23 protein-coding genes are annotated in these 22,087 nt (G+C 60.1%); 12 read left to right on the top strand and 11 right to left on the bottom strand.

The annotated features are described in order from the left end of the window. From AC1DK4_RS33445 to AC1DK4_RS33435, 3 genes are all read right to left on the bottom strand, one after another. The coding region (locus AC1DK4_RS33445; protein ID WP_477132037.1) for a helix-turn-helix domain-containing protein at window positions 1-341 on the bottom strand (341 nt) is incomplete at its 3' end. After that, window positions 319-945 carry an IS607 family transposase gene (locus tag AC1DK4_RS33440; protein ID WP_441614078.1) on the bottom strand — a complete coding sequence of 209 codons (627 nt, stop codon included), beginning with the start codon at window positions 943-945 and terminating at the stop codon, window positions 319-321. The genes AC1DK4_RS33440 and AC1DK4_RS33445, both read right to left, overlap by 23 nt. A 30-nt stretch (window positions 946-975) precedes the next feature. Then, on the bottom strand, window positions 976-2,094 hold the full coding sequence (locus tag AC1DK4_RS33435) for a substrate-binding protein (protein ID WP_441614079.1): 1,119 nt from the start codon (window positions 2,092-2,094) through the stop codon (window positions 976-978). A 599-nt stretch (window positions 2,095-2,693) separates the two neighbouring features. On the opposite strand from AC1DK4_RS33435, the gene AC1DK4_RS33430 reads away from it, so the two are divergent. The 3 genes from AC1DK4_RS33430 to AC1DK4_RS33420 all read left to right on the top strand — a co-directional run bounded on the left by AC1DK4_RS33430 (window position 2,694) and on the right by AC1DK4_RS33420 (window position 6,940). Further along, complete coding sequence (locus AC1DK4_RS33430; RefSeq protein WP_441614080.1) at window positions 2,694-4,496, top strand: sulfatase family protein; 1,803 nt, start codon at window positions 2,694-2,696, stop codon at window positions 4,494-4,496. A 626-nt stretch (window positions 4,497-5,122) separates the two neighbouring features. Further along, a complete protein-coding gene (locus AC1DK4_RS33425) occupies window positions 5,123-6,460 on the top strand; it encodes a DUF1254 domain-containing protein (RefSeq protein ID WP_441649685.1) in 1,338 nt (445 codons plus the stop codon). Between the two features lie 60 nt (window positions 6,461-6,520). Then, window positions 6,521-6,940: a DUF1254 domain-containing protein gene (locus tag AC1DK4_RS33420; RefSeq protein ID WP_441614082.1), complete on the top strand. Its 420-nt coding sequence runs from the start codon at window positions 6,521-6,523 to the stop codon at window positions 6,938-6,940. A 261-nt stretch (window positions 6,941-7,201) separates the two neighbouring features. Here AC1DK4_RS33420 and AC1DK4_RS33415 read toward each other — a convergent pair whose 3' ends face one another. Together AC1DK4_RS33415 and AC1DK4_RS33410 are read right to left on the bottom strand one after the other, a co-directional pair. Beyond that, complete coding sequence (locus AC1DK4_RS33415; protein WP_441614083.1) at window positions 7,202-7,912, bottom strand: dienelactone hydrolase family protein; 711 nt, start codon at window positions 7,910-7,912, stop codon at window positions 7,202-7,204. A gap of 382 nt (window positions 7,913-8,294) precedes the next feature. Beyond that, window positions 8,295-8,753 (bottom strand): tautomerase, encoded by a 459-nt coding sequence (locus AC1DK4_RS33410; protein WP_441614084.1) that lies wholly within the window; start codon window positions 8,751-8,753, stop codon window positions 8,295-8,297. An 82-nt stretch (window positions 8,754-8,835) separates the two neighbouring features. Between AC1DK4_RS33410 and AC1DK4_RS33405 the strand changes: the two genes are divergently transcribed. After that, entirely contained in the window at window positions 8,836-9,825 is a 990-nt protein-coding gene (locus AC1DK4_RS33405) for a GlxA family transcriptional regulator (RefSeq protein WP_441614085.1), read from the top strand. Between the two features lie 344 nt (window positions 9,826-10,169). Further along, entirely contained in the window at window positions 10,170-10,553 is a 384-nt protein-coding gene (locus AC1DK4_RS33400) for a nuclear transport factor 2 family protein (protein ID WP_441614086.1), read from the top strand. Window positions 10,554-10,621: 68 nt separating this feature from the next. Here the strand turns inward: AC1DK4_RS33400 and AC1DK4_RS33395 are convergent, their stop codons facing one another. Then, window positions 10,622-11,800, bottom strand: coding sequence for a monovalent cation:proton antiporter-2 (CPA2) family protein (locus AC1DK4_RS33395; RefSeq protein WP_441614087.1), 1,179 nt, complete (start codon window positions 11,798-11,800; stop codon window positions 10,622-10,624). 453 nt (window positions 11,801-12,253) lie between these two features. On the opposite strand from AC1DK4_RS33395, the gene AC1DK4_RS33390 reads away from it, so the two are divergent. Further along, entirely contained in the window at window positions 12,254-13,309 is a 1,056-nt protein-coding gene (locus AC1DK4_RS33390) for a LacI family DNA-binding transcriptional regulator (RefSeq protein ID WP_441614088.1), read from the top strand. Here the strand turns inward: AC1DK4_RS33390 and AC1DK4_RS33385 are convergent. After that, window positions 13,306-13,809, bottom strand: a complete 504-nt coding sequence (locus tag AC1DK4_RS33385; protein WP_441614089.1) for a carboxymuconolactone decarboxylase family protein — start codon at window positions 13,807-13,809, stop codon at window positions 13,306-13,308. The two genes, AC1DK4_RS33390 and AC1DK4_RS33385, sit on opposite strands and share 4 nt — an antisense overlap. A gap of 172 nt (window positions 13,810-13,981) precedes the next feature. Here AC1DK4_RS33385 and AC1DK4_RS33380 point away from each other — a divergent pair, with 172 nt between their 5' ends. From AC1DK4_RS33380 to AC1DK4_RS33360, 5 genes are all read left to right on the top strand, one after another. Continuing rightward, a complete protein-coding gene (locus AC1DK4_RS33380) occupies window positions 13,982-14,965 on the top strand; it encodes a Bug family tripartite tricarboxylate transporter substrate binding protein (RefSeq protein ID WP_441614090.1) in 984 nt (327 codons plus the stop codon). A 4-nt stretch (window positions 14,966-14,969) separates the two neighbouring features. After that, the gene (locus tag AC1DK4_RS33375) at window positions 14,970-15,746 is read left to right on the top strand and encodes an SDR family NAD(P)-dependent oxidoreductase (protein WP_441614091.1); all 777 of its coding nucleotides are present in this window, start codon (window positions 14,970-14,972) and stop codon (window positions 15,744-15,746) included. Between the two features lie 110 nt (window positions 15,747-15,856). Then, a complete protein-coding gene (locus AC1DK4_RS33370) occupies window positions 15,857-16,387 on the top strand; it encodes a VOC family protein (RefSeq protein WP_441614092.1) in 531 nt (176 codons plus the stop codon). A gap of 48 nt (window positions 16,388-16,435) precedes the next feature. Continuing rightward, window positions 16,436-16,942, top strand: a complete 507-nt coding sequence (locus AC1DK4_RS33365; protein ID WP_441614093.1) for a 2,4'-dihydroxyacetophenone dioxygenase family protein — start codon at window positions 16,436-16,438, stop codon at window positions 16,940-16,942. Continuing rightward, window positions 16,866-17,141 (top strand): DUF1214 domain-containing protein, encoded by a 276-nt coding sequence (locus tag AC1DK4_RS33360; protein ID WP_477132036.1) that lies wholly within the window; start codon window positions 16,866-16,868, stop codon window positions 17,139-17,141. The genes AC1DK4_RS33365 and AC1DK4_RS33360 overlap by 77 nt, the downstream gene beginning before the upstream one ends. Window positions 17,142-17,415: 274 nt before the next feature. On the opposite strand, the gene AC1DK4_RS33355 is transcribed toward AC1DK4_RS33360, so the two are convergent. The 4 genes from AC1DK4_RS33355 to AC1DK4_RS33340 form a co-directional block, all read right to left on the bottom strand. After that, on the bottom strand, window positions 17,416-17,853 hold the full coding sequence (locus AC1DK4_RS33355; protein WP_441614095.1) for a GNAT family N-acetyltransferase: 438 nt from the start codon (window positions 17,851-17,853) through the stop codon (window positions 17,416-17,418). Window positions 17,854-18,168: 315 nt separating this feature from the next. Continuing rightward, entirely contained in the window at window positions 18,169-18,723 is a 555-nt protein-coding gene (locus tag AC1DK4_RS33350) for a hypothetical protein (protein WP_477132035.1), read from the bottom strand. A 498-nt stretch (window positions 18,724-19,221) separates the two neighbouring features. Further along, window positions 19,222-19,668 (bottom strand): OsmC family protein, encoded by a 447-nt coding sequence (locus AC1DK4_RS33345; RefSeq protein WP_441614098.1) that lies wholly within the window; start codon window positions 19,666-19,668, stop codon window positions 19,222-19,224. A gap of 189 nt (window positions 19,669-19,857) precedes the next feature. Then, window positions 19,858-20,304 carry an OsmC family protein gene (locus tag AC1DK4_RS33340; RefSeq protein WP_441614099.1) on the bottom strand — a complete coding sequence of 149 codons (447 nt, stop codon included), beginning with the start codon at window positions 20,302-20,304 and terminating at the stop codon, window positions 19,858-19,860. Window positions 20,305-21,042: 738 nt separating this feature from the next. Between AC1DK4_RS33340 and AC1DK4_RS33335 the strand changes: the two genes are divergently transcribed. Further along, window positions 21,043-22,059, top strand: a complete 1,017-nt coding sequence (locus AC1DK4_RS33335) for a cupin domain-containing protein (RefSeq protein WP_441614100.1) — start codon at window positions 21,043-21,045, stop codon at window positions 22,057-22,059. The last annotated feature ends 28 nt before the right edge of the window (window positions 22,060-22,087 follow it).

Here is a 22,087-nt window from a genome sequence, read left to right as displayed (position 1 = left end):
AAAGAATCGCGCGCCTTTCCCTTCCGCTTGAAGACAGGGCGATAAGCATTCTTTCCCCTTTTTACGTCGTCGAAGAACTTGCTCCAGGCCTTGCTCAGATTGGCAAAGGGCTGCGCATGCGAGTCACGATGCATGTCCTTCAGCCAGGGGAATTCGGCATATTTGAAGGCGTTGAATTGCTTCTTAAGTGCCAGTGCATTCGGCTTCGAGCCCGCCTCATACTGTCGATTCCACTCGGCAAGGGCCCAATTCCAGACGAAGCGAGCCGTGCCACAAGCTCGGCGGAAATAGTCCTCCTGCTCCGCGGTTGGTTTGAGTTCAATTCGGTGTGCGATCAGCATCCAACGCTTCCTGAAGCTTCTTCTTATAGTTTCTCAGGCCATGCAGCCTGGAGGAAAAGCAATGGACGATCGTCATAAGGTCTTGAACCATCTCTTGCTCAGGCGAAAGCCGCTCCTGATTCAATACCAGTATCTCGCAGCCGTTAGTTTTTGCATAGTGCTCAAACCACTCAAAGCCAAAGCGAGTCAGCCTGTCGCTGTGCGCAACTACCAGGACTCTTATCTCACGCTGGCCGATTTCGTTCATCAACGCCTGGAATCGTTTGCGCTGAAAATTGAGTCCTCCTCCGATTTCCTCAATGAATTCGACGTTTGCAAGCCCGCGCGCGACAACAAACTCCTCCATGACCCGCCGCTGATTGGCTAAATCCGGCTTCTGAGCGGCACTGGACACTCGGCAATAGACCACCACGCGAGTGGGTGCCTTGCCGCCCGAGCGCTGAAGGCCGCGGAAGTCGGCCAGTTGCTGTTCGGTATAGACGCGCCGATTGCTATCACTTCGAGAGGCCGGAATGAGCCGACCCTCGCGTTCCCATCGCTGCAAAGTCTTCACAGACACGCCGAGCATTTCGGCAGCCTTTCCAGTGCTATATGTGCGCTCCATGGCAATAATTATACACTTTTGCACACTATTTCAAATACTAGAGTCGGTCTCCTTCGGATCCATGGCCCCCAGGTCCTTGACGATTTCGAATTTCGTGCCCTTCACCTGGGCGATATACATGTTCATCCGGACGTGATGCTGGCCGGGCACCATTTCAGCCGGGCCGCCCGGCCCCTGAGCGATCTTCGCGTGGTCCAGTGCTTTGATCACACCATCCTGGTCCAGTGAGCCGGCTTCTTTTACCGCCGCCTCCCAGAGTTTCAGGCCACGGTACATGCCGGTGGCTGCGCTGCCAGCGGTGAATTTGGCGTCGCCTGGATAGAGCTTGTCATACTGCGCCAGCAGTTCCTTGCTAAAAGGATCGCTGACGTTCTGGTAGTAGTCGAGGCAACTGTACAGGCCCTCCACTTGTTCCGGCGGAAAGAAGCCCAGGAAGTTCTCCTCGAAGTACGTGCACACGAGCTGGCCGCCGCGCTTCATGAAGCCGGACTGATGGAGTTGTTCGAGGAACGACCCCAGGCCGGGCGGAACTATCGTGTTGAATACCACCTCGGCTGCGCTGGAGATGATCTTTTCGATTGTCGCTCCATAGTCGGTGTGGTCGAGCGGAAAGTACTCCTCGCCGACGATCGAGCCGCCATGGGCGGTTGCCACCTCACGCAGCTTCCTGTTCATCGTGCGCGGCCAGATGTAATCAGCCGATGGGCAGTAGAACTTCTTTGCTCCGGTTTTCTGCATCAGCCATGGAATCGTGGATTCAAGCTGCTGAGCCGGCACCGGGCCGGTGCAGAAGATCAGCGGGTGGCATTCCTCTCCTTCGTATTGCTCCGGATAGATGTAGAGCTTCTTGCCCTGCAAGACAGCAGAGCCCTTGATGGCTTGCCGCATGGAGCTGTAAATGCCGCCCAAGACAACGTCGACCTGATCTTGCTGGACGAGCTTCCTCGCCTTGGCTTCCCCGACGCTATCGGTCGTTGCGCTGTCCTCGAGGTACAGATCGATCTTCCGTCCCAACAAACCACCCCTTGCGTTGATCTCATCGATCACCATTCTGGCCACATTTGCATTGGCGATACCCAGGAACGAGAGGGGACCTGTCATGTCGGTGATGACGCCCACCTTGACGGATCCACTTGTTGATTCACTCATCGGTTCTTCTCCGCTCAAACGATCGGGTATCGGCGAACACCCGACGGCCACGATCAGTAGCGCAAGGCAAGGGCGCCGGCTTGCACCGCTAGCCGGGCGATATGGTCAAGACTAGTCCATTGGGGCAGTTTTTCCTGTCCGCTACCTCATGCGACTGGTGCTCCCGTTCAAGTCAAGAGTCAAGACGACCAATGACAGCTACAAGTTGTTAGGCAAGCGCCACATGATCGAGGGTGCAAGTGGCTGCTCAGGTCGATCATGCAAACCTCCCGATGAAAAGTAGCGGGAGCGACTTGCTGCGAAAGGTATGCGGCAAGCGGTATGGCGGCGACTGCCGTTAGCGCGGGCTCGACATGTGGTTCCCTGAGATGTTCGTCGTCCTTCAGGACACCGTTATGAGCCCCGCCGCTTTGCTCCAGGCCTCGCCACAGCGTCAACTCCCTTATGTGCGGTGGGCAACGTTCAACACGCAGTAGCGGCAGCAAATCGGCTTGTCGCTCAAGAGCGATATTGATAGGCTGCGGTAGTCTTACCTGCCCGATAGCATGCCGCGATCCGGAAGTCCGCCATGCGGCGAGCGCCATGGATGAGGAGGCGTGATGGCAAATGACAAGGAACCGGGGTCCACGCTGACGCGCCGGGAGTTCCTGCGCACGGCCGGGCAGGGCGCCGTGGCGTTGAGCCTTGGCTCGGGCGAAAGCACGCAGGCCGCAACGCCCGATGCCGACAAGCCAGCACCCGCCATGGGTGGCCGCCCGGCGGGCCCGTTTAACATTCTCTTCATCCTGGTCGATCAGGAGCGCCATTTCCAGCCTGGAGACCTGCCGGCGGACTATCGCCTGCCCGCACACGAGCGCCTGGCGAAGAGCGGCACCACGTTTGTGAACCATCAGATCAACTCGTGCGTCTGTACGCCATCGCGCTCCGTGCTTTACGCGGGGCAGCACATCCAGCAGACGCGGATGTTCGACAACACCAACTTCCCGTGGATCAGCAGTATGTCGACCGAGACACGCACGCTCGGCGACATGCTTCGCGACGCAGGCTACTACACCGCGTACAAGGGCAAGTGGCATCTCACCAAGGAATTCGAGACGGTCAACAAGCTCGGCACACCCACCAAGATCTTTACCGCCGAAATGGAAGCCTACGGCTTCTCTGATTACGTCGGCATTGGCGACATCATTGCCCACACAAGCGGCGGCTACCTGCACGACGGGGTGATCGCCGCAATGGGCGTGAGCTGGCTGCGCGGAAAAGGCCGCGAGCTGGCGGCACAAGGCAAGCCATGGTTCCTCGCGGTCAACCTGGTCAACCCGCATGACGTGATGTTCTACGACACCGACGCTCCCGGAACCGAGGTCCAGGCAAAGCGCGGACTCGCCCATGTCGCCCGCGACCCGGTTGACCCGCTGTATGCCAGGCAGTGGGACTTCACGCTGCCGGCAAGCCGGGCGCAGGCCCTCGATGCGCCGGGGCGGCCGCCGGCGCACCGCGATTTCCTTCGCTCGCACGATGCGCTGGTCGGCGCCATTCCAAACGAGGACGCGCGCTGGCGCCGGCGGCACAACTACTACCTGAACTGCATGCGCGATGTGGACCGCAATATCGCGGCCGTCCTGGCCGAACTCGACGCCAGCGGCCTCACCGACAAGACCATCGTGATCCTCACGTCCGACCACGGCGACATGGATGGTGCCCACCAGCTCCACGCCAAGGGCGCCGTCTCGTATCGGGAGCAGAACAACGTCCCGCTGATCATCGCTCACCCCGCCTATCAGGGTGGCAGGCAATGCCGCGCAGTCACATCGCACCTGGACATCGCGCCGACCTTGATTGCGATGACTGGCATCGGCGCCGACAAGCGCGTTGCCATCGTCAAGGGGCTGGCAGGGAAGGACTTCTCGGGGCTACTCGACGCGCCCGACCAGGCAGGCCTGGAAGTCGTCCGCAATGGCGCGCTGTTCTGCTACAACATGCTCGCCTATCTCGATGGCGACTTTCTTTTCAAGGCAGTGGACTACCTGCAAAAGGGCGGCAAGCCGGACCAGCTCAAGAGCGCCGGCATCCGGCCCAACCTGATGAAGCGGGGCGCGGTACGTTCGGTCTACGATGGACGCTACACCTTCGCACGGTACTTCTCGCCCAAGCAGCATAACCGGCCCACCACGCTGGAACAGCTCAACCGGTTCAATGACGTGGAGCTATACGATCTGCAGGCCGACCCGTTCGAGATGCACAATCTGGCGGCAGACAGCAGCCACCGCGATCTGCTTCTCGCCATGAACGACAAGCTGAACCGGCTGATAGACGCTGAAGTGGGTGAAGACCGTGGACAAATGCTCCCCGGTGGCATCGATGCAGGGTGGGACGTCACGGCGGAAACCATGGCCGGCGCATGATGCATCCGGGCCGATGCCCGGGGATCAATTCCCTGGCCCCCAATGCGCCCTCCAACTCGACCGGTTGAATCCATTAGCCAGGACCGGCCGTTGGCCGGCGCTTGCAGGTGGGCATTCAAACGTCAGCTCTTTTCAGGAGCGACCTCTCCTCCTTCGCCGGGTGCGCCCGCTAAGAGCGCGTTATTGGAATCCCATATCGGCAACACCTGGAGCGGATTACCTTGGTCGGAGTGCTGGACCCAGCCTGGGCCCGGCCGGAACCGGCGCGCAAGCGCAATGTTGAAAACGCTTAAATCGAGTGGCGGAACAATTGAATTCCAGTTTGCACACTGACTGTTCAAAATCGGGAGTTCAAGGCACGGGTGGCTGATATTCCGCCTGCGCCACCCATCTCCGAAGACCAGAGCTGCGAGGCCGGCATGCGCGACCAGGACGATGTCAATACGACCCGAAGGCTTCTTGCTGCACTCGGTGGTGCCTTTCCCCTGGCCTATGCGTCGCTGGCGGCCATGCCGCAGCCGGCCGCTGCCGCCGCAAAGAATGACGCGAAGGATGCTGCGCCGAAGGCGTCGGCCGCCACAGGCCACGCCCCAGCCCGGGAAGTGCAACCCCCTGCGGGGCTGCCCATGCACGCGGGATACGCACAGGTCATCGCCCGCATGGCCTATGTGTGGGGTTGGCCGATGGTGAACATGCTCAACCGCAATGCGCGCATCACCCAGGCGCCACACCCCGGCTTGCTGAACGGCGTACTGCCTGCCGCGCCGCGCGGCCAGGTGGGCATGCTTCATGACTACATCGATCCGTCCGAAACCTTCGTGACCTGCCCCAACCAGGACGTGGTGTACGGGCTTGGCTTCTTTTCGCTCGACCAGGAGCCGGTTGTCGCCCAGGTTCCCGACTTCGGCGAGCGGTTCTGGGTCTATGCGCTATACGATGCCCGCACCAACCAGTTCGGCCAGATGGGCAAGCCGTACAAGACCCGGCCCGGCTTCTACCTGCTGGCCGGGCCCAACTGGAAGGGCAACAAGCCGGCCGGCATCACGGCGATCATCCGTTGCCCGACTGCGCTGGCCAACGCCATCCCGCGCGTGTTCATGAACGACACCGCGGATGACCGAAAGGCAATCCAGCCCGTGCTCAACCAGGTTGTCTTCTATCCGCTCAAACAGTTCGACGGGAAGATGAAGACGATCGACTGGGCCAGGGCGCCCGAGATCCCGGGCCCTAAGTCCGATGGCGGCGGCGGTGGCGAAACCAAGTGGGTCATACCTGAGAAGTTCTTCGACCAGTTCGGCGAGGTGCTGGAAACCGTGCCGCCGCTGCCGGGGGAGGAAGCGATGTATGCGCAGTTCCGCTCGCTGATGGAGGCGGCGAACCGCGACCCGGAAATCAAGAAGATGCTCGTCTCCACGGCGGTCGAGACCGAGCGGGATGCCATCGATCCGTTCTTCGAATGGCGTCGCAACGGACTGCCGGCGGGCAATGGCTGGAACCGGTCTACCAACAATGCCCAGACGGGCTTCGACTACTTTGACCGCACCGGTACGGCCAAGTCGAACATGTTCGACAACCGGCCCACCGAGACACAGTACTTCTACACCGACTACGACGCATCCGGTGCCGCGCTCAATGGAGCAAACAGCTACGAGATCGTCTTTCCCGCAGGGCAGGAGCCGCCCGTCAACGGCTTCTGGTCGCTGACGCTCTACAACGACAAGCACCTCTTCCACGCGAACAACCTGAAGCGCTACTCGCTCGGCACCAAGAACACCTCGCTGAAGCGAAATCCCGATGGCTCTCTGACACTCCATGCCGGCGCAAAGTCGCCTGGCGGCGAACGTGAACCGAACTGGCTGCCCGCGCCGGGCGGCGCCTTTTCACTCTACATCCGTGCCTATTGGGGCAAGCAGCCGATCCTGGATGGTTCGTGGAAGCCGCCCGCCATCCGCAAGGTGGCCTGACATTCCCTTTGAAGTCGTCGGCCGGCTGCAACCACAAGCACGCACAAATTGCGGCCCGAGATGAAAGCACTGCGTTGGACTTCGATGGCATTGGCTGCCCTGGCGCTGGGCCTCTCAGGCGCCGCAATGGGGCAGGGTTCCCGCTACGACGCACTCGCCAATGCCGCATTCGAGAAGGACTACCCCACGCCGGAAACCTCGCGTGTGCTGCAGGACGAACTGATCTTCCAGCGCGCGACACAAGCCTACTTGTGGGCGTTGCCCGCCCTCAATATCTGGGCGATGAAGGAAGGATCGAAGAAGGTCTTCGGCGCAGGCTACAACGTCCTGCCGGTCTGGAAAGAGCGGATCAAGGCTTCCACGCAGGTGACGACACCAAACTCCGACGTCGTCTATGCGATGGGCTATATGGATCTCAGGAAAGACGGCCCGCTCGTCGTCGAGGCGCCGGCCGGGAACGCCGACGGCTCGACCGAATAGGACCAGCGCAAGAACCTCGAAGAGTAGGAAGCCAACGCGATTGGCACCGAATACCTGCGCGCGGAGCTGATCGAGGGAGGGGAAGCCGACAAGGTGCCATTGCTTGGCCAGCTTGACAATGGCTGCTTGCCGGCTAGAAAGCTGCCGCTAACGATCAAGTTAACCGGCGCGCCACCACCGACGCTTGCCAGGTTAATGGCAGAATTGGCGCGTCCAGTTGAACGAGTGGTTAGGGCGCACTTGACACGCCTCGCGCCGCTACTACTTCGTTCCTTCCGCCGGCAATGCCTGTTTCAGCTGTGCGATCGTCCGTTCGATCGCGTCCCGGCCTGCGGCTTGATCCTTACGTGCGGCCGTGGCCAAGTTGAACCCGTGACCGACGCCGTCGTACTCATGCAGCGTCAGCATGGGTGGGGAGGAGGCCTTGGCAGCGTCGGCGAGTTGGCGCGCCGTTTCGATTCGGCAGCAATCCTTGTAGGTGTCTGCCGTACCGGCAAACATTTGCACTGGAACCTTGATCTTGGCGACAAAGTCGGCCGGGTCCTTGATGAAAGCGGTGTACGGATAGCCTACAACGACCGCTGCAACGAGCTCTGGCATCCGCGCCGCGTAGGTCAGCGCGGTCGCTCCGCCGAGCGAATAGCCAACGACGCCCACCTTGCCTGGCAGCGCGCGCGCGCCCGCCTGAGCCCGCGTAATCACCTCTTTGAGCATGCTCCAGGCACGGCTCGTGTCTTTGATCCAGAATTCATTGCCGTCGACCAGAACGACATCGAAGCCGGCGTCGGCGATCTGCTGCGCGGTCATCACGTAGCCAGGCATGCCCGTTTGGCCAGAAACAAGGACGACGACGCGTCCATTACCTGACTTCGGTAGGAACTCTTTCTGTTTTGGACCAGAGTCCTGAGCGCCCGCGCACAATGAAACGGCCGCAAGCAAGGATACGAGGAACCGGAAAAAAACACTCAGCATGGGCGCCTCCTTGAATTCGCGCACCGCCCCTTCAGCGCATTGTGATGCTACCCCACAGCGTCGTTCGTCCCGCGTGCGCAACCTGCTGTGGGGGACCTGGCCGTATTTATACGGACAGTGGTGTCCGCATAACAATAGATATTGATGGATTTATAGTCTCCAACTGCTTGACATGCAAATTTGTGCCCTGTTCAAGCTCAGACCAATGACAGCTGCAAGTTCGGTCAGGGACGGTCGCAGCTTCGCGGCGGGGCATCCGGCCGAGATCGGGCCAGGAGCGGCCGATCAGAGCGTGAGCCGCCAAGCGGACGTTGACCGGCGACCGAACCACCATGCAGCAGATGGCGGGGTGGTCGTCTTGCCGGGCAACGCCCACACATTGTCAGTTCGCAGCGTTAAGTGATTTCAAGTGAGCGAAGCCAGCCGCCTCCGCAAAGTCCGGGAGACGCCAGATCGCGCCGTTTGCTCCCCATGAGCCCTCCGTGACATCGTGAACGATTACCGAGGTGGCGAGGCGGCGTTGGTCTGCAGTGGGCAACGCCTGCCTGAAGGCATCGTGGACAAGACTGACGTATCGGGCGCGGGTGGCCGCGTCCAGCACGCCGGCGGGTAAGTAAATCATTGCAACGCACGGCAGAATCTGTGCTGTCATATCAATTCCTCCGCACGTCCAGAATCCCGGCGCGACTTCGTCAATCACAACCCAGCACAGGAAGCGCTTCTTTGCATCGTCGGGAATCTGTTCTGCACTTGCAGCAGCCTGATTGAGCAGGCGTACCAGCGCCTCGCGATGCTGGGTGGGAAAAGAATTCTTGGGAAGCTTGACGAGAATGTTTGGCAAGACAGCTCCTTCGTTTGTGTACGGGAGCTTGTATTAGAGCGTCGGCACGCGCAGAATCCGAGTGTCTGATTGGACATCTTTCATGCGTATCCAGCCATTCTATGATTTCACGATCCTCGTCCTTGACGGCGCCTATTCCTCGAGCGTCGCGCTAACACTCGACATTCTTTCGGCCGCAGCTTCCGTGTCAGCGCGCGTTGGCGTCGCGGCGCCCCGATGGCGCATCTACTCGACTGCCGGCAACAGGGTGCAGCTCGGGCACGGTATCTCAATCGATGCGAAACCGTTGCCAAAGACCCCGCGCGCCGATGGTTCGATCTGGATCGTGCCCGGACTGGGACTTGAAAGCGCAATCGATATATCGCGCCGTATGGAACAAGATGACGCGCTCATGGCAATCAAGGTCTTGCGCAATCATGCGCAGCGTGGCGGCACCGTAGCGGCGTCCTGTTCCGCGGTTTTCCTGCTTCAGGCGGCCGGTCTGCTCGCCGAGCGCCGGGCGACAACGTCGTGGTGGCTGGCGCCGTTACTTCAACGGCTGGAGAAACGCTGCACAGTCGATGCCGACCGCATAGTGATTGAGGACTCCAGGGTCGTGACCGCAGGCGCGGCACTCGCGCAAACCGATTTGCTGTTGTATTTGCTGCGTAGCAAGTCCGGGCCGGCGCTGGCGGATACCTTATCCCGTGTGCTTCTTGTCGACGCGCGACAGGCACAGGCACCGTTCATCGCGCCGTCGCTGCTCGCGAATGGAAGCGAGCTCATAGGCAAGATCGTCGCGCATGCAGAGGCCTCGCTGCCTGAGTTGCCCGGTTTGGCCCAGCTGGCGGAGCAGTTTTGCATGTCGGAACGCACACTAACGCGTCATGTGCGGGCCGCCACGGGGCGTAGCACGCAGGATTTGTTGCAAAGCGTCCGGCTTGGCAGGGCGCGTATGCTGCTTGCCACAAGCCGGATGACCGTGGAACAGATCGCCGAGCAAGTAGGCTACAGAGACGCAACGGCTCTCAGAAGGATGATGCGCAAACTTGTCGGTGCAACCCCCAGACAGTTCAGACCGAACGCGTACTGAGCGCCCGGTTGATCTGGTATCAACACAGGGTTGACTGTCCGCTCCGGTCTTTCGCGATCGGCAGCAGTGGGGCGGCCTCGGTCGACCGCCCGTCGGTCTCGGCCGTCGCTTGCCGGCCAGGAACGGGTCGTTAGACACCGCCTCGAAGAGCGTAGACAATTCGCAAAGTCACCCCCTTGCTAGCAACTGCCCATCACGATGAAGTTGAGGCCTCCACTGCCCGCGGTAAGAGCACTCATTGAGCACATGCTTCGTGGAGTCTCGAAGTCGGCAAGACGGGCGGCCCGGGGTTTATTCCTCGACACGTGCATTAGATGAAGCTAAACGGTATCCGGAGGCACTCCATGCAGGAAGAGAAAATACGTGAAACCCTGAATGCGCACTGGCAAGCGTCGGCGGCCGGCGATCTCGACGCAGAACACGATATTTACGATGACGATGCCATCTGTGACTATCCCCAGTCAGGTGAGCGAATCCTTGGGCGAATGAATTTGCAGGCACTGCGGAGTCATCATCCAGGCAAGCCAGCAGGTTTCGATGTCAGGCGAGTTCAAGGAGAGGGTAATCTGTGGGTCACGGAATACTCGATCACCTATGACGGGCGACCGGCTTACACGGTAAGCATCATGGAGTTCTGCAACGGCAAGGTCGTTCACGAGACCCAGTATTTTTCGGATCCCTTTGAGGCGCCGGGTTGGCGGAGTCAATGGGTTCAGCAGATCGCGTGACAACGCATTGCGGCGAGATAAGCACAGTCGCTTAATGGTACGCCAATGCCAGCGCATCGTCTCCTGCGCTACGAACCAATCTGATGCCCGGCGGTCCTCGCGCCCAGCAGCTTGCGATGCGCAAGGAGGAGAAGCGGAGTCGTTGCCATCGATAGTGCAACGACGACGGTGACAACAGACAGTTGCTCGGCATGGATCAGGTTGGCCGACTGTGCTGCCCCCATCACGACAAAGGCAAATTCGCCGCCCTGTGAAAGCAGGATCGCGAAGTAAGTCCGATGCTCAGGCGGCAGGTTGACCCGGTTGGCCAGATACTTGAGTGCGAGAAACTTGCCTCCAGTCAGGGCAATCACCAGCAGGGCCACAAGCCATGTCCTATCGGCCAGGACACCAAAATCAATCGTCATGCCGACAGCGATAAAAAACAGTCCGAGCAGGATGCCTTTGAAGGGCGCCATATCAGATTCAATCTCCTCGCGGCATGTGGATCCGGCCAGCAGCAGTCCGGCCATGAAGGCGCCAAGGGACATCGACAGGTGAACGACGTGCATCAGCAAGGCGATGGCGATGACCCAGAGCAGCGCAAAGATGGTGAAGATCTCGCGCGTCTTGCTCCACTGGATCACGTGCAGGATGTATTTCAGCAGGAAGCGCCCGCCGACGAGCACCACGGCGATCATGGCCAGTGCCTTCCCGGCGGCGAGCCACCCGCCCGACGCGCTGGCTTCCGCAGGGATCGGCGCCAGCAGCGGCAACAAGGCAATCATCGGAATGGCGGCGATATCCTGGAACAGGAGGATGCCAAAGCTCGCTTGCCCAAGCGGCGTATCCATCAGGTGATTCTGCTCGAGGATAGCGATCACCATCGCAGTGGAAGACAGCGACAAGGCAAAGCCGGCTGCCACACCCACCCGCCAAGGGAGGCCGAAGGCGATGAACGCCACTGCCAGCAGCGCCGCACACAGAACCACTTGGGCCGCGCCATAGCCAAAGATGGAGTGGCGCATCGCCCACAGCTTGTCGATTTCCATCTCGATGCCGATGATGAACATCATCAGCACAATGCCCAGTTCGGATATGTCCAGGATCGAGTGGACATCCGTGACGAGCCTCAGCCCCCAGGGCCCGATCACGGCCCCAGCTACCAAGTAGCCAAGCACCGAGCCGAAGCCCAAACGAACCGACAGCGGCACCGCGATCAATGCCGCCGCTAGAAATATCACCGAGTCAGCCAGCAATTGTTCCATCAGTACGCTCCTCGTTGGGCCGAGACCGATGGCGTTCCATCCCCCGATATTGCCGGCCTTGTGCGGTCGTCCTAAGTGATCCTAGACCATCCATTAAGGAGGCGCGTGTACTGTACAAGTGATGCCGCCCTCACGACTGCACCAAACTCATATATTGCAACGCTCAACTGGACGTATGAATCGGCGCACTATGGGCATCTACGCAGCGCCCCATCGGTTTGATCTCGAGTTACCCAATCTCATCCCCGGCGAGTTTTTTCACGGCGTTTGGCACCCTCGCCATCCATCGCGATCTGGCCAAATACTTTACGAGTCTAAAAACGTTATTAGTACATCGCAACGCATGGCGGCGAAAAGGTCGATTTGCACGTGCCGTATGAGACATGTGAAATGGCGCCTGGTCTCGCGTGGCATGGGAGCGCTCGCGCGCTGGCTTACAATGAGCGCCTTGCCATGGCCACGCCAAACCAAATGCCCGCGGAGAAAAAGCGAATAACAGTGCTCGATGTAGCCCGCCATGCGGGCGTTTCACAGGGCACGGTATCGAGGGTAATCACCGGCAAGAACTGGGTATCCGAGGAGGCGCGGCAACTCGTCGAAGCATCCGTTCGCGAACTCGGATACGTGCCCAATCCGATGGCACAAGGACTCAAGAGTCAGCGCTCGAAAGCCGTCGCTGCACTGGTTTCCGACATATCCAACCCGTTGCACGGCGTATTCCTGGCCGCTGCGGAAGAAGTTCTCGACGAAGCTGGTTACCTGCTATTCGTCTCCAGCACGCATAGTCAGCCGCAGCGCGAGGTCGCGCTTCTCAACGCCTACGGCTCGGGTCGCGTTGATGGGCTCATCGTCGCCCATGCCGACGAAGCCGACAAAAAAGTCGCACAGGTACTGGAGGCGAGCAAGCTGCCGATCGTCTTTCATGACCGGGAAAGCCATGGCATGGGCGACGCTGTCATCGCCGATCACATGAGCGGCGCCCTGGAAGCCACGCGGTATCTGCTCGGACTGGGTCACAAGCGTATCGCGGTACTGACGCCAGCCTCGAGAATTCGTCCCGGACGTGAACGTTTGCGCGGATACGAAATGGCGCTGGCGGAGTCCGGGATTGCATTGGATCCCTCGCTGATCTGCGAACTAGACGCCTCCGGTCACGAAGCTTACAGTCAAACTCGAGGACTACTGGAGCAGGGCACTTGCCCTACTGCCGTGATCTGCCTGGGAACCGGCATGCTCGCGGGTGTCCTCTCCGCGATCGCATCATCCGGGCTGAAAATCCCCGAGGAGATTTCGCTCATCGGGGTAGGCGATACCGACCTGGTCCGCCTGCATACGCCCCCGATCACTTCGCTCAAATGGGACATCGGCGAATGTGGAAGGATTGCCGCGCGCATGCTGCTCGCCCGGCTTCGGGGCGGAACGCCTCCTGATGTCAAGGCGGAGACGGCGCGGGTCCCGGTGGAGCTTGTTATCCGGCACTCGTGTGCGCCGCCCCGCGCCCGCAACTAGCTTTCGATCGCGATTTCGAAGGTGCGCAGGTAGTTGCACACTAGCTGGTAGAAGCCGACAGTCATGACAAGGTCCATGAGCCCCTTGTAGCCGAACATGTCGACGGCGTCATGACGCTCCTGTCCGACCAGCTCGTGATTGTTCACGATGCTGTCGGTCCAGGTGATCACAGAGCGCTCAGCATCGCTAAGTCCCTCAGCCCTGGCTCCCAGCCTGGCGCCTGCGATTCCGGCTTCCGACAGGCCAGCGGCGCGCGCCAGCCTTTCATGGTGGTACAGCTCGTACGGAGCGTCATACAGATTGCCGACGCGCAAGATCACCAGTTCGCGCAACGGTCCGGACAGTGTGTTGCCACGAAGTATCCCTTCCGCCAGTGAGAAGTAGCCAGGCGCCATGTTTGGCGAGTGGAAGAGCATCTTGAAGACGTTCAGTGGTTTCTTTTCGACCACTTCGCGCCACTCACTGGCCACATTTTCCATATTAGGGTACGGAATCGTCATTTTTTCTCCTCGGTATCGATGTTGATGGGGTGCCAGGCGTCCAGTCGCGGCGCCTGCAGATGCAAGCTCCCTCTTGAAAACGACTAATAACGATATTAGTATAGATGCCATGCCGCTGGCTAGTCGTGGTTCGCTGCTGGCGTGCAGCTCAAGAACATCTGGAGACAGCTTTATGATTGATCGCCGCAGGTTCCTGGCAACGCTTGCCGTTGCTGGCACCATTCCGTGGTGCACATCGGCTCGGGCAGCCGATGGTGCCTTCCCCAACAAGCCAGTCAAGATCGTCGTGCCGAATCCTCCGGGTGGCGCTTCGGACGTCATGGCGCGCCTGATTGCAACCGACCTCGGCCAGATGTGGCGACAGCCCGTCATCGTTGAGAATCGGGCAGGGGCAGGCGGCAGCATTGGCGCCGAGTATGTCGCCCGCTCGCCCGGAGACGGATACACGCTGCTGATGGGCGGTATCGCGTCTCATGCGATCAACCCCGCTCTCTACAAAAACATCAACTACGACCCGATTCGAGATTTCACAGCACTGACGCTGGTTGGAACACTGGCAAACGTCCTGCTCGCGCACCCATCCTTCCCGGCCGAGAATCTGAAGCAGATGATCGACCTGGTGCGCGCGAACCCGAACAAGTATTCATACGCGTCGGTCGGCAACGGAACGTCTCCGCATCTGTCGGGTGAGCTCTTCTGTGAGATGACAGGGCTGAAGATGGTCCACGTCCCGTACAAGGGGAGCGCCGCCGCGTTGAATGACCTTCTCGCTGGTCAGATCCAGCTGGGGTTCGACAATCTGTCTGCAGGGCTGCCGTTCATCAGGGAAAAGAAGCTCAAGGCCCTCGCCGTCACGACAAAGACGCGGTCGCCCTTGCTCCCGAGTGTGCCAACTGTTGCAGAGTCCGGTGTGCCGGAGTACGACCTTACCTCCTGGGCAGCCCTGTTTGCACCCGCCCGCCTGCCAAGCGCCATCGCACAGAAAATCAGCAGTGACGTCGGTTCCATTCTGCGCAAGCCCGCGGTCGCCGAGAAGCTGCTCACGCTCGGGGTAACCGCGACACCCAGCACACCGGCTGAATTCTCCTCCTTCCTGGCCAGCGAGGTCAGCAAATACCGATCGCTGTCCCAGAAGGCAAACCTTCACATCGGGTAAAACCATGCATCGAAAACTGGAAGGACGCATTGCAGTGGTGATCGGCGGTGGCAATCCGCCGCAGGGTCAAAGCAACGGCGGGGCGGCAGCGCAATGCTACGCAAGGGATGGCGCTACGGTTGTATGCGTCGACATTGATCTCGCCGCGGCTCAGCGAACGGTAGACAAAATCGTTGAAGCCGGCGGGAAGGCCGTTGCCGCACAAGCAGACGCAGCAAAGCTGGCGGACATTGTCGCCATCAAAGATCTGACGATCGATCGCTACGGCCGGGTCGACATCCTCCATAACAACGTGGGCGCCGAACATGTTTGCGAACTGGAGGAGATCACCGAAGAGCAATGGGATCGCATTCATGACATCAACCTGAAAAGCGTCATGTTCGCGTGTCAGCAGTTCATTCCGTTGATGGTCAGGCAGGGCGGAGGCTCGGTGATGAATATTTCGTCGACAGCCAGCATTCGGCCAAGCCCGACTACGTTCTACCTGTCGTACAACACGTCGAAGGCGGCGGTGAACCATCTGACCAGAGTGCTCGCGCGCCGGTATGCCCGCGATCAGGTTCGCGTCAACGTCATTCTCCCAGGGATGATCCGCACCGAGCACGCGACAAGGCTCTATGCCGATCCGATCCAGGCGAATATCGACCGCGATGCGCGTTGCCCCATGGGAAGACAAGGTACGCCAGAAGACATCGGGAACGCAGCAGCATTCCTCGCCAGCGACGACGCCAAATACATCACGGGTATCGAGCTGCGAGTCGACGGCGCACTTTCCCTCTAAGTCGCAACCGATAGCCCTTGCCCGCTCACGCTATCGCGGGCACAGCGTCGCTTTGCACATCCATGGTGGCCACGTCCACCAAATCAATCATCCGTTCGGAGTGCACACTCATGAGTCAAATTTACGCCGGCATTCGTCAAATCGGCTACGTCGTCAAGGATATCGAGAAGGCAATGGAACACTGGTCGCGCGTGCTCGGCGTTGGCCCGTGGTTCTATCGTGAAGACGCGACACCCTCGACCTTCACGTACTACGGCGAAAAATCCACACCGCCGAAGGTCTCGATTGCGGTGGCCAACTCTGGCTACATCCAGCTCGAGCTGATTCAACAGCACGATGATGCGCCATCGCTTTATCTGGATTCTCTCAAAGCCGCCGGCGGCGACTGCACGCAGCATGTCGCCTTCTGGACGGAAGACCAGTTCGACGCGCTTCGCGCTCAGTTGATTGAGTCCGGCTACGTTGAGGGTCACGCCGGTCAAATGGGAGAGCGTGGCCGGTTCACCTACCTTGTCCACAAGGATCTTCCGAGCTGCGTAATCGAGATCTCCGAGTTACGCGGTGGCAAGGGGGAGTACTTCAAAAGGGTGGCGGCAGCCGCGCAAGAGTGGAGTGGCAAAGAGGCCATCATCCGCGTTTGAGCAAATGCCTGCCCACATTAACCAAGCGACGCCAAAGGAGTACTTCGCATGCCGCTGCCCAAGACCATCACGCATCAGGACCGTCTGCTGACGCTGAATATTCACGACGTAGAAGAGTTCCCTGGCTCCGAGCCTGGCTCGACCATCATTCCACTGTTCCTCGACAAGGAGAACGGAGTTTGGGTTCTCTATGGGAAGTTCGAGCCCGGTACTAAACTTCCACCCCACTTTCACACGGGCACGGTGCATTTCTTCACAACGAAGGGGCAGTGGAACTACGAAGAGTACCCTCAGGATCCCCAAACAGCGGGGAGCTACCTCTACGAGCCTGGTGGCTCAGTGCATACGTTCATGGTGCCGCCGGACGCCAAGGAAGCGGCCGAAGGCTTCATGGTAGTGTACGGGGCCAACGTCATTTTCTCGGGCGGAGAGTACGAAAGCGTACGGGATGCCGGCGCTATCGAAGCCGGCATTCTGAGTGCAGCGAAGCGTGCAGGGAAGCCGGTGCCGAAGTACATTCGCCCGAAGGGTGGGGCGAGCTTTTCGAACGAATAGTTCCTGGCGTCGCCTCAGGCGAGACAAGGATGGGGGGCAGACCATCTACGTGCAGAAGGATTCGCCAGGCAAGAACAAGGAATCCAACTGGCTGCCTGCCCCGAACGGCCCCTTCATGGTCGCCATGCGCTATTACTGGCCAAAGCCGGAACCCTTGAATCACCAGTGGACGGCGCCAGGCGTCGAGCGCAGAGATTAACTCACCCATGCAACCGACATGCACAATCAATAAGGCGATCAACGGGTGGCGCTTTCGGGCGCGGCACTTGCCATCTTGGTAATCGGCCGCCTCTCGGGCCGAACCGGCCGTTCCGCGTCAGCCCTCGAATGACCGAGACGGATCGCAGTTTCGCGGCGGGGCATCCGACCGGTTGAATCCGCAGCCGAGGCGGACCTTCCGCGGCGGCTGCAAATCTTTGCCAATCTGCAGGCTGAAGACGTGAACGAATCGCGTTGACCGTGGCCGGCCTGCCTTAAGGCAACAGAGCCTTCTTCATTGATGGGGCGGGGTGTAGCACATAGTTCTCGCGCTCATAGAACGGAACGGCGTCCGGCCGCGCATCAAGAAATATCGCGGTCATGCCGCGGGCACGGGCGTCGGCTTCGGCATAGTCCATCAAGGATCGGCCAACACCGCTCCCTCGGCCCGCCGCATCGACCACCAGGTCATCAACATGAAGGTGCGCCCCGCGCGCCAAGGTGTGGACGGGTCTCATGCCCATCACGCCGATAATCTTCCCATCTTGGAATGCCGCCACAAGCTCGTAGCCCGAATGCGATTGCCGGCGGGCCCGCTCCAGGAATTCGGGTTCGTCAAGGGACCGAAGCTGAGCGATGACAGGGTATGCCTGCATCCATTCCGGCGGCGACAGCCTTCTGATTTCCAACCTGCTGCAGCGATGTTCAGTCATGGCTCAAGTCGATCGTCACTCGAAAAATGCAGATTATTGCACGGAGCCGAGTGGCGAGGTTTCTCGGTGGGTTGGGCATTTGAAGGTCCGCTTTGCCGTGAGGATTCAACCGGTCAACGCAACGGATTGAAGGGCATTGTCTATATACCCCGTACTGACGAGCGGATCCTCGCACATTTCTTCAAGCCGCAGTAGCCTACCTGGCACATCGCGCGCGTCTGCGCGCGTGGCGAAATGGGGGCGTATATGACCTGTCGGGATGCCCGGAACGGACGCCGCCCGACGCCTGTCATCCGACGCGGACGGCTGGCGGCGCTAGCAGGTGAGGTGCAGGATCGCGTTGGCGCCTTTGGGATTCGCCTCGAGCGTCTCGATGGCGTCGGCTGTCGGCTGGATGACCAGCTCGACATGGCGTCGTTTCGCCTCGCGCTTCACCTCGTCCATCACCGGCAACGCGCCAGTTCCGGTGCCGACCACGAGTTTGCTGCAGTTCCAGGGGATGTCTTCCTGGATCGACAGCGGCGTGTGGCCGAACGCTTCGCGAAATGGCTTGGAGGGACCTTTCCTGCGATTGCGGACCTTGCCGTGGTCGATGACTACGGGGTGCTGCAGGGTGGCCTTCAGTTCCTCGCGGTCGGTGGAGGTCGGATTGGCCTGCCAGCCGACTAGTTCGTCGTGCCAACTCTCCCACGCGTTCCGGTCGAAGTCCTCATCCAGCCGCCCGCCGTCGCGCAAATAAGCACCGATCACCTGCGTGCCATCCCAGTAGGCAATGGCCACGTCGGAGAAATCGGCAGTGGTTCCGATCGGCATGTCGCGTAGCAACATCGCCAGGTTTGCCTTGAATGCTCGGAATTCTTGGGAGGTCATGGCGGGCTCCGATGCGGAGGGAAGATGATGAAAGGTTGCACCTGATTTTTCGGCGCRTCAATTTGGAGCGTTGACCGATCGCGCCACACTCAATCTCCTACCCGTCGCTCAAACAGATCGCGTATGCCCCTGAGATTACAGGCCCCATGAGAGGCTCCAGGCTATCGGCCCCCAACATGGAGAACATATTGCCAGTGAGCCTGGAGCGCGTGGTTGGCATTCGATGAGCACGATGAAGTGCTATCGATATTGCCTCCCATCGCACGGAGACTGCTGCTGTTGTAGTCGGGGCCAAGTTCCATCGTCAGTGACGGCTGACGACCCACAAACCGCCATTCACATGCGGCCCGGCCCTGCTGCGCCGCGGCCAACCGTGCTTTCGTGACCGTCGCGCATCAGGAACGAAGATGCGCGACGGCCCGGCGACGGAGGAATGCGCGGTCTAGCGGTGTGCGAAAAGACTACCGCGCCCGCGTCACGGCGACATGGCTCGCCTTATCACACCGTGACGATGTTGGTGCTGACCTCGATGTTGCCGCGCACAGACTTCGAGTACGGGCAGATCTGATGGGCCAGGTGCGCGATTTTCTCGACGACGTCCTTGGCCAGACCCGGCACGCGAACGGTGAACTCGGCGCCGAGGAACCACGCGGCACCGGTCTGCCCAACGTTGACCTTGATGTCCACGGAATAGTCGGGCGGCAGCGTGACCTTCTTCATCGAGGCCGCAATCCCGAACACGGTGGTGTAACAGGCTGACCACGCGCCCGCAAACAACTTCTCGGCTGTCGGGTGCGGCTCGGTGGCGATGAACTCGATGTTTTCAACGCCGGGTGCTGTCAGCTTGAGGTCGAAGACGCCAAACTCGCCGCGCTGGGCATTGGGGTCGCGATTGGCCGTGGCGTGGGTGTTGCCTGAGGCGAGGACTTTTTCGATCTTTTCCATGATGGATTCCTTGAATTAAGTGGATTTAAAGCTCGTGCGATGTGATCGCATGCGTTGCATGAATGGCGAAGATGTCTTTGGCATTAAGCGGATAAGATTTAATCGCACGCGAGTTTCAGCATGAATGAGTATCTTGCTTTGACCAGATTCCTCAACCATATTTTGGTGAGACCCGTATGCCTTATCCGATCACGCCGTGACGATGTCCAGGCCGACCTCGATGTTGCCGTGCACAGCCTTCGAGTACGGGCAGAGCTGATGAGCCAGGTGCGCGACTGCCTCGACGACTTCCTTTGCCAGACCCGGCGCGCGGATGGTGAACTTGGCGCCAAGGCAATGCCCGGCTCCGACCGATCCAATGCTGACCTGGATGTCCACGGAATAGTCGGACGGCAGCGTGACCTTCTTCATCGAGGCCGCAATCTCGAACGCGCTGATGTAACAGGCCGACCACGCGCCCGAAAACAACTGCTCGGCTCTCGGATGCAGTTCGGTGGCGATGAACTCGCGGCTGTCACCGCCGGGTGCCGACAGGTTGAGGTCGAGGACGCCGAGTTCACCGCGCTGGACGTTGGGGTCGAGATTGATCGTGGCGTGACTGTTGCCTGAGTGGAGGACTTGTTCGATCTTGCTCATTTGAGATTCCTTCGATGTGTAAGTAGGAGCCCAGACTGTAAGTCGATGCGTTACGCTCGCCGAGTCTTGAATGGGTCAAAGGCGTGCTCGAAAGGATCAAGCAGTGACAGGTGGCGTCTGTTCGTGACGCTGTACCAACGGGGCGACCGCTGCTGTGTGCTTGCCGGGGTCGGTCGACCCGCCTACCCGACACCGCTCCACAGTCTGGTGAGCGGCGGCGTCGTGAGCTGTCAACTTCCCGGAAATCGTCGATAAGGCCGCGCAGTGCTTGACACTATGAATATCATAGTTATACTCTTGGCTCACCATCTGCGATGTGCGAGGCGTCACAAATTGTCCTACGCGAGCAGGGCGCCGCCGACTGCGCGAAGCGAACCTGTGCGCACTTGTCTTCCGACTGGGAAAGGGGACGTGGGGCGGAGGATGGCATCCTGACCTTAAGCCGCAGGAAGGCGACATCATCATCCGCGAACACTGGGGCCAAAGCGGCTTTGAGGTCATCCGCGCGCGATCTCGAAGACGAGCGTCAGGTGCGGTTCAGACTTAGGCAAAGCGGTCGACGGCTGCGCGAAGAGTTCTCGACTATGGATCTCTCTGAGGCGACTGGCCTCGCGCCAGACACTTTCGCCAAAGTAGAGAAGGCGATCGTGGCGCTGCGAAGCAATCTTATCAAGTCAGTCCAAAACGGCGAACGAGCGCTTAGCGGTCGTATTGCCGCTATCGATGGAGATGTCCGATATGCAATACGAGACCGACTGGCTCACCCGTTTCATGGATCTCGTGACCGTCACCGGGAAAGTGGATGCCCGGTGCTCGCTGGGAGCGCCGTGGGAAAAAAATTTCTCCCAGGCCGGAGCTCAAGAAATTCCGTACCACATCATATTGACCGGCAGGGCGCTACTCGAGAATTCGGTTGATGGGGCAACCTATGAATTGCGGGCCGGCGACATCGCGTTACTGCCGCACGGTTCTGCGCACGTGTTGCACGACGGCAGCGGTGCGGTACCGGTTCCGGCCAGGGAACGCGCTTCGGGCAGTCTCCTGATTAGCGAAAATGGCGGCTCTGGCGAGGCGCTGGACATGTTGTGCGGGCGATTTGTCGTCGCGCCGCCTCATGACCGTTTAATCCGGAGCTATCTTCCGTCGGAACTCGTGGTACGCACCGAAGACATCGGCATCGCTGCACAGAACCTGCCGCAGGCCGAACGTCTGAGCCGGCTCGTCGCGCTGATGCGAGCCGAAACGATGGACAACGAAGTGGGCAGCGGCGCGATCCTGAACGCGCTTTCGTCAGCGTTGTTTGCGTTGACGCTGCGGGCGGCCGGTGAGGCCGGTCAGGCACGTACCGGGATACTGGCGCTCGCCGCGCACCCAAGGCTCGCGCCGGCCGCTGCTGCAATGCTCAACGACCCGGCTCGTGCGTGGACGCTTCCGGAACTGGCCGGACTATGCAGCATGTCGCGCGCCACGTTCATGCGGCATTTCCAGGCGAGTCTCGGCCGCTCTGCGATGGATCTGCTGACCGACATCCGGATGAGCGCCGCCGCAAACGCGCTACGAAAATCCACACTATCCGCCGAGGCGGTTGCCGATCTGGTCGGGTATCAGTCGGTGTCTGCGTTTCGGCGCGTGTTTGCTGAGCGGATGGGGATGACGCCGGGCGAGTGGCGGCAGCACGCGCTTAAGGGCGGTGCCTCGCATTTATCGGACGACGAGGCAGACGGAACTGCCGAACGCGGGAGCGAGCGCGCATAGGGCGCGGAGCGCCGCGCCGCTTCTGCGG

The sequence above is a fragment of the Cupriavidus sp. 05N38 genome, assembly GCF_056397345.1.
Note: the sequence above shows the minus strand (reverse complement) of the source record. Positions and strands in the feature narration are given on the sequence as shown.